General features: G+C 52.0%; 8 protein-coding genes. 4 read left to right on the forward strand and 4 right to left on the reverse strand.

Features of this window, described 5'->3' with window-relative positions:
* Positions 1-10: 10 nt before the first annotated feature.
* The gene (locus JUJ53_RS03215) at positions 11-913 is read right to left on the reverse strand and encodes a LysR family transcriptional regulator (protein WP_204150537.1); all 903 of its coding nucleotides are present in this window, start codon (positions 911-913) and stop codon (positions 11-13) included.
* 339 nt (positions 914-1,252) lie between these two features.
* On the opposite strand from JUJ53_RS03215, the gene JUJ53_RS03220 reads away from it, so the two are divergent.
* The 3 genes from JUJ53_RS03220 (at position 1,253) to JUJ53_RS03230 (ending at position 3,100) form a co-directional block, all read left to right on the forward strand.
* Positions 1,253-1,957, forward strand: coding sequence for a pirin family protein (locus JUJ53_RS03220; RefSeq protein ID WP_204150538.1), 705 nt, complete (start codon positions 1,253-1,255; stop codon positions 1,955-1,957).
* Positions 1,958-2,062: 105 nt separating this feature from the next.
* Positions 2,063-2,299, forward strand: a complete 237-nt coding sequence (locus JUJ53_RS03225) for a CDGSH iron-sulfur domain-containing protein (RefSeq protein WP_204150539.1) — start codon at positions 2,063-2,065, stop codon at positions 2,297-2,299.
* Between the two features lie 213 nt (positions 2,300-2,512).
* Positions 2,513-3,100 (forward strand): NAD(P)H-dependent oxidoreductase, encoded by a 588-nt coding sequence (locus JUJ53_RS03230; RefSeq protein WP_204150540.1) that lies wholly within the window; start codon positions 2,513-2,515, stop codon positions 3,098-3,100.
* Between the two features lie 92 nt (positions 3,101-3,192).
* On the opposite strand, the gene JUJ53_RS03235 is transcribed toward JUJ53_RS03230, so the two are convergent.
* The 3 genes from JUJ53_RS03235 to JUJ53_RS03245 all read right to left on the reverse strand — a co-directional run bounded on the left by JUJ53_RS03235 (position 3,193) and on the right by JUJ53_RS03245 (position 6,339).
* Entirely contained in the window at positions 3,193-3,699 is a 507-nt protein-coding gene (locus tag JUJ53_RS03235; protein WP_239124738.1) for a pentapeptide repeat-containing protein, read from the reverse strand.
* A 103-nt stretch (positions 3,700-3,802) separates the two neighbouring features.
* Positions 3,803-4,591, reverse strand: coding sequence for a DUF362 domain-containing protein (locus JUJ53_RS03240; RefSeq protein ID WP_204150541.1), 789 nt, complete (start codon positions 4,589-4,591; stop codon positions 3,803-3,805).
* Positions 4,592-4,740: 149 nt separating this feature from the next.
* Complete coding sequence (locus tag JUJ53_RS03245) at positions 4,741-6,339, reverse strand: protelomerase family protein (protein ID WP_204150542.1); 1,599 nt, start codon at positions 6,337-6,339, stop codon at positions 4,741-4,743.
* A 179-nt stretch (positions 6,340-6,518) separates the two neighbouring features.
* On the opposite strand from JUJ53_RS03245, the gene JUJ53_RS03250 reads away from it, so the two are divergent.
* Positions 6,519-6,686 carry a hypothetical protein gene (locus JUJ53_RS03250; protein WP_204150543.1) on the forward strand — a complete coding sequence of 56 codons (168 nt, stop codon included), beginning with the start codon at positions 6,519-6,521 and terminating at the stop codon, positions 6,684-6,686.
* Positions 6,687-6,790 lie beyond the last annotated feature (104 nt).

Raw genomic sequence — 6,790 nt, forward strand, 5'->3', positions numbered from 1 at the left:
TAGGACATATCTAGGACTCAAAAGCGATCGCTTGAAATCGGTTGTTTAGAAACTCGGTGAGCATCTGTACCTTCGTGGACAGATGTCGGTTGACTGGATAGAGGATCATAATGTTCAACGGCGGCAGGTGGTAGTCAGTAAATAAGCGCTGAAGGCGATCGCTGCCTAGGTCGCCCCCCACGATAAACGATGGCAATAGGACAATACCTAGGTCTCGTAGAGCTGCCTGGCGTAGAACGTCGCCATTGTTGGAACAGAGGACGCCGTGAATGGGCACGGTAATGTCTTGATCGCCATCCATAAACCGCCACTGACGACGACTAGATAAGTAACCGTAGGATAAGCAAGAGTGGTCATGCAGGTCGTGAGGATGGTTGGGTGTGCCATGCTTGGCTAGGTAGCCAGGGGAGGCGCAGACAATCTGCTGGACGGCAGCAATCGTGTGAACAATGACGCCTGGAAAATCTGAGGTTTCGGAGATCCGCACGGTGAGGTCAAAGCCTTCCTCAATCGGATCAATGAAGCGATCGTTCAGAGTGAGCTGCACTTGGAGTTCGGGATAGTCGGCCATGAAGTCAGCGATCGCGGGCGCTAAGTTGAGGATGCCAAAGGACATAGGGGCGTTGATGCGCAGATTGCCGCGTGGCTCTTGGTGAATGCGCGACACGGCCAGTTCAGCTTCCTCCAGGGCGGCGAGAATGTCGAGGCAGCGATCGTAGAAAGCTAGCCCGGACTCGGTGGGATTTACCCGGCGAGTGGTGCGATGTAGCAACTGTACGCCCAACTCATTTTCTAGGTGAATGACCAGCTTGTTGACCGCCGACCGTGATGTCCCCATGGCGCGAGCGGCGGCGGCAAAGCCACCGGTATCAACAACCTGCACAAAGGCTTGCATACTGGCAAATTTGTCCATGGTTCTCCTAGGTGGGTGGATACCTGGTTGACTCAACGGGTGAGCCAGCTCGAAAGCCCTCACCCTAGCCCTAGCCCCAGGGAGAGGGAAACGGAGGGGTGGATCGACTCCCCTTGCCCTCAGGGATAGGGGTTGGGGGGTGAGGGTCATCAGTTTTTGTCCGTCAACCAGGGGTGGATCTTCTACAGTGGGTGCAGGGCAAAAGGTTCTAAGACTGTATCGATTCTAGCGACAAACTGTCAATTTTGTAGGCTATTGTAATTCTAGAGGAATCAATTCATAATAGAGCTAACTCGAACTGAGTTCGACATCCCACTATTCCGATTGGAGGTCGCTCTTATGATCACCCTGCGTCCATCCCATGAGCGAGGTGCTGTCAACATTGGCTGGCTGGATAGCCGCCACAGCTTCTCGTTTGGCAACTACTACGATCCGCAGCACATGGGGTTTTCGTCCCTGCGGGTTATCAATGAAGACAAGGTGCAGCCTAGCCAAGGCTTTCCCACCCACGGCCACCGAGACATGGAAATTGTCACCTATGTTTTGTCTGGCGCTTTGGAGCATAAAGACAGCATCGGTAATGGAGCGGTTATGCGTCCTGGCGATGTGCAGCGCATGTCTGCGGGTACCGGCATCCTGCACAGCGAATACAACGCATCTGCCACGGAGCCGGTGCATCTCTTGCAAATATGGCTCCTGCCTGGACAACTGGGCATTGAGCCGAGCTATGAGCAGGTGTTTTTCTCCGATGAGCAAAAGCTGGGCCGTCTCAAGCTCGTGGGCTCCCAGGATGGCCGGGAAGGTTCCGTCACCATCCATCAAGATGTGAGCCTCTATGCGTCGTTGCTGCAAACTGGGCAGCAGGTCACCCATAGCCTAGGAAGCGATCGCAGTGCTTGGGTGCAGGTGGCGCGGGGAGCTGTTGAGGTGAATGGCCAACTCCTCTATGCGGGAGACGCGGCCGCGATCGCTCAGGAGTCTGTGATTGATCTAAAAGCGATCGCTGATCAGACCGAATTCTTGCTGTTTGATATGGTGGCTTAGCACAATTACGCTATCAATGCTTAGATGACAGGGGGGCAACGTCATCGATGCGTCTGCCCCTCATGCTTAAAGAATACTGCTGATACTGCTTGAGAGGAAAACACAATGACTGAACCCAAAATTGTAGACACCAAGCCCGTTGTTTTAGAACTAGAGCCCGGCGACTATTGGTGGTGTAGCTGCGGCCAATCGGCCAATCAACCCTATTGTGACGGTGCGCACAAGGGGACGGGCTTAGCTCCTGTTAAGGTCACCATTGAGGAAACTAAGCAAGTTGCCTTCTGCCAATGTAAGCACACTAAGTCTGCGCCCTTCTGTGACGGTTCTCATGCGAGCCTATAGCTGTTGCTAGGCGTGGGGGTGGGACGTCGGCAGGCTCCATGGCAGGTCTGATGTCCCTTCTGCCCACAGCCGGGTATCCCGGCCTTGCTGACTAAGACGATGAATCTCAATATGCGGTAGGGTTCATGCGGCTGCCGTCTGTCGCTTCCCCATCGCCTGCATGAGCCCTATCTGCACCCTAAGACCTATCCCCCTTACGTTTGGAGAAACTGTATGACTGGATCCACAAAAATCTTGGCCTTCGCGGGCAGTACTCGCAAAGGGTCATTTAACCAACAGCTTGTCAAAATTGCGGCTGCTGGTGCTGAGAAGGCGGGGGCCGAGGTCACGGTGATTGACTTCAAAGACTATCCCATGCCGCTCTATAACCAGGATCTGGAAGCCGAGCAGGGTTTACCCGCTTCGGTGCTTGCCTTCAAAGACCTCCTGAAGTCTCATCAAGGTTTCCTGATTGCCTGTCCAGAATACAACAGTTCGATTACGCCCCTGCTCAAAAATGCCATCGACTGGGCGTCTCGTTCTGAACCTGGCGAACCGCCCCTCGCCTTGACCTGTTTCAAAGGAAAAGTGGCCGCTATTATGGCAACGTCGCCAGGTGGCCTGGGTGGTTTGCGCGGTCTTGTGCATGTCCGCTCTATTCTAGAAAATATAGGCGTGATCGTGATTCCTGAGCAAAAAGCGCTACCGGGTTCCTATCAAGCCTTTAACGATCAGGGACAGTTGAGTGATGAGAAGCAGCAAGACGGTGTCATGGCTATTGGTCAGCGTTTGGCAGAGGTAGCCACAAAACTCAACGCTTAGGCCAAGAGCGATCGCTCCCGTGTGGAATAATGATATCCACACATGGAGCTGTGAGTCAGTAGCGATCGCATCCGTGCGCAAGAGGGCGATCGCTACTGACAGCCAAGAGATTCGCGGGTATCGACGCCAGTGACGGGGTTCACACCGCTGGCCGTTTCACAAAGACGCAAAACCTGTTCTCGATCCAGCATGGCGTAGCTGAAATCCGCTCCATTCACCGATGCCCCTCTGAAGTTAGACTTCAGCAACATAGCTGAGGTTAAGACCGCATCCGTGAAATCAGCTCCGGCCAAGTTGCTCAGGTAGGCGATGCTATCGCTGAGGTCAGCGCCTTGAAAGCGGGCGTTCTTCAGAACAGAACCGTTAAACACCGCCCCCCGCAGATCGGCTCCACTAAAATCTGCGCCCTCTAGCGTCGCATTATTAAACTGCGCTTGAATCAACGTTTCCCCTGCATAGCTCCTGGTGGTGGGAGTGACATCGTCATAGGCTCGAATGGCAGCGGAACTGGCCGCATAGGCGGGTTGAGATAGTAGTCCTACTCCCAGCAAGGCAGAGAGTAAAAAGCTGATAAATTGCCGAAATCTAGACATAATCATGGATACACGCTATCAAATCTCCTTCATCAAAGTTAACATCTTTTGGTTCTGGAGGTAGCGATCGGCACTGCCCATCTGTAGATGGCTGGCGTCCATCACGCTGCTAGGTGGCGAAAGGACAGTTTTGTCGGATGCCTTCTATATAGGAGGGAATTGGCACTTGGGCCATGTCGCAAGCCGCTTGATCGACCGCCAGGAGACTAGAGCCCACGATCACCTGATTGAGAAATGTTCCAGCTCCAGAGCGATCGGGTTTCCAGTCGGGACTGCTATACATATAGGTAGCATCGACAACCCCGGCATCAAATAAATGTCCGATGCAGCCGTAGACATCTTGTAGAATCAGCGGCACGGACGGGCGGTGGAGCTGGCCCCGAGAGTTGGGACTGCGAGCCTTATAGCGCGATCGGGGGAATAGACCGTATAAATTTTTAAGGGATGCGGAAATTAATGTCTCTCCCTTGAGTTGGGTAGACTTGAATGCCCCAAGGCTAATCCGGCAATCGACTTCCTGTAAGAGGGCAGGAGCCCACATGGAGCTGAAGCGTACAGGCTTAGTGCAACGGTTGGGATAATCGGTTAGGGGGAGGGTATCAGCATCTAATAAATGTATCTTATCTTTGATCAGAGGTTGAATCGTCAGGGTGGCCGCGATGTCATTTAAGGATCGGGCAGAGCAGACCCCTTCGACGATCAAAATGTCGGCGTGAGGATTGGCGAGTTGAATGCCTTTTATAACTTGAGTGAGGACATGGAGACTAACGGTTACTGGATGAGGAACCGGATAGCCGAGATTGGGCTTAATGAGAATTTGCTTGGCGGAGAGAGCTGAGGGTGGGGGCGTATATAGGAAGCGATCGCTGGATAGGGTGGAGACGGTTGGATCGTTCATAGAATAGTGACGGTTATCTTGATGATGTCAGAATGGTATGTATAAGTGCATGGTCTATACGCATGAACTGGAATCGGCACCCAGTCTGATGAGTAGCGAGTCATGGTTGTTCACGTATTATACGCACACAAGATTGGGGAAGCTGAAGGCTAGGTATGCTGAACAAAGGCTTTAAGATCACTTGGATTATTGTGGCGGTTATGGCTTCTGGGATTGGTAACCCCAATGCGTTGATGATGGGTTTGGATATCATCGGCAAAGTCAGCCATAAACGATTGGGCAGCTTTGCGATTGATATGGAATTCCCGTTCTAGGAGGCTAGCTGTGATTGCCCAGGTGGGTTGGTGGTCTGAGAGGTTCCATTGCTTGATGGCATTAAAGATAGCGATCGCTCTACCCATTGCAGACTGGTGGGGTTGCTTGCTCACAGCAGGATAGTGTTGCTGAGTTGAGCCCACAATGGTTCGCAGCTTATCCAGTTGAGCTCTAGCATCATCTCGCTCTTGTTGAACTCTGGTTAAGGTGTCTTGCGTATCCCTCAGGAGCGATCGTAATCGATTGACGTCTGCCGTGAGGCGGGCAACGTCATCCCCCTGCGACTGCTCATCCCAGCTAGGATCTGGGCTAGGGCTGGGGGCAGGATTGGGGAGATCATCAACTTCTAGATGGGGCTGATCTAAATCATCCGGCTGCAGCGCCGGGAGACCATAGGTAGATAGCTTGACTCCTCTGGCACGAAGGAGATTTCCTTGATCATTGACAAGGCGATAGTGTTGATAATGTTGAATGGCGGCGCTACCGAGGTCATGCCCAAGATACTGTTGTAAGAAGCGTCCTTCATTTCTCATCTCAGGACAGAAGAAGTGAACAGCGATCGCCGCATAGACGCCTCGCAGTCGATGAATGGTTAATCGCTCAAATCCTTGGGGAACCCCCAGAACATCCCCAAAAGCGTCGGCCATTCGGTAATTCACTCTTGTATGGAAGGCTTGAATGAGTGGATCATCATGGGGACGTCCTACCAAAGGTGCAACCTTTGGCATTGTCCGGAACCGCTTAAAATGGGGCAATACCTCTGATGCAGGAATGAGGGAAAGAATATTGAAGCTGCCGACAGGACTTTTTTTCTTTTGCTGTCCATGAAACGAGAGAACAAACTCGTGGTCTGAGCCTAGCGTTAATTGCCCGCGAGAGACAATTTCTGTGTGGCGGCGACCTGTGAGAGCACAGAGAGCGATCGCTAACTCTTCGGATGAACCCTTGCCTAGAAGTTCTGTAGCCCGTCTCATGAAGGCTTCTATAGGCACAACTTGCAGGTTATCAAGCCGCTTGGCATTCCGCTCAACACTTCTTTGCCGGAGATTGGCATAGGTATCTTGATCATATTTAAGAAATGTGAGAGCGTAATGTTCAGACCGCTCCATCTGTAAACCCGTCATATATTGGGTATAGGAATAGGAGTGACTCGTGTGCTCATTAAGAGGGAGAATGCCGGCTTCTAGGGCATCAGCGATCGCTTTCCTATACTGAGGAATGTAGTCGTTTGCCAGTGTTCGGCGAGGATAGCCTTCTTCGAGTAAGGCGATCTCTTCTTCACAGCGTGCCCGGATATCGTCTTCTTGGGTGAGTTGTTTCAGATCCTCAATGAGAAACTCCACCAACGCCAATCGTTCCTTGAGGGAGAGTTTGTTGCGCTTACCCTGAAGGATGCGATCGCGGTAGGCTTGTAAAACTTGACTTCTGTTCATGGTTTTTATGGGTTGAGTACGGAGAAGTCTTCTCCCTTCTTATCCACGTCTCTTTTTTACCTTATGTTGCCTAAGTGAATCTTGATTAAGGTTTTATTGATCATGAAGAATGCCTGACTTGAAAGCTGAGTGTTGAATAGACATTGACCTAATCGTAGCAAAGATAGCGATCGACAACCGTGAAAGAGCAGCCCTGTATAGCAGAAGACATACTCGTTTCTACCCCCCAGTCTCCCGAGCTTCAGCCAGCCGAGCGGTTGCGGCGATCGCACCCAAATCATCCAGCAGCAGCTCAACACCGCCGCCATCATTCTGCTGCTGATCAGTCCCGATGCGATCGCCGCTGACACCTGCTATCGCTCTTCAATGACTCTGGCGGTAGATAGAATAGAGTAAAAGGGCTGGAACCTAGTGAGAAGCGATGATAGCACCCCGTATAGCCAAGGCGACA

This window comes from Leptolyngbya sp. CCY15150 (assembly GCF_016888135.1).
Taxonomy (GTDB): Bacteria; Cyanobacteriota; Cyanobacteriia; order RECH01; family RECH01; genus RECH01.

Coding starts and splice junctions, on each gene's coding strand:
- JUJ53_RS03215 (WP_204150537.1), bottom strand. CDS start 913: ATGGACAAATTTGCCAGTATGCAAGCCTTTGTGCAGGTTGTTGATACC.
- JUJ53_RS03220 (WP_204150538.1), top strand. CDS start 1,253: ATGATCACCCTGCGTCCATCCCATGAGCGAGGTGCTGTCAACATTGGC.
- JUJ53_RS03225 (WP_204150539.1), top strand. CDS start 2,063: ATGACTGAACCCAAAATTGTAGACACCAAGCCCGTTGTTTTAGAACTA.
- JUJ53_RS03230 (WP_204150540.1), top strand. CDS start 2,513: ATGACTGGATCCACAAAAATCTTGGCCTTCGCGGGCAGTACTCGCAAA.
- JUJ53_RS03235 (WP_239124738.1), bottom strand. CDS start 3,699: ATGATTATGTCTAGATTTCGGCAATTTATCAGCTTTTTACTCTCTGCC.
- JUJ53_RS03240 (WP_204150541.1), bottom strand. CDS start 4,591: ATGAACGATCCAACCGTCTCCACCCTATCCAGCGATCGCTTCCTATAT.
- JUJ53_RS03245 (WP_204150542.1), bottom strand. CDS start 6,339: ATGAACAGAAGTCAAGTTTTACAAGCCTACCGCGATCGCATCCTTCAG.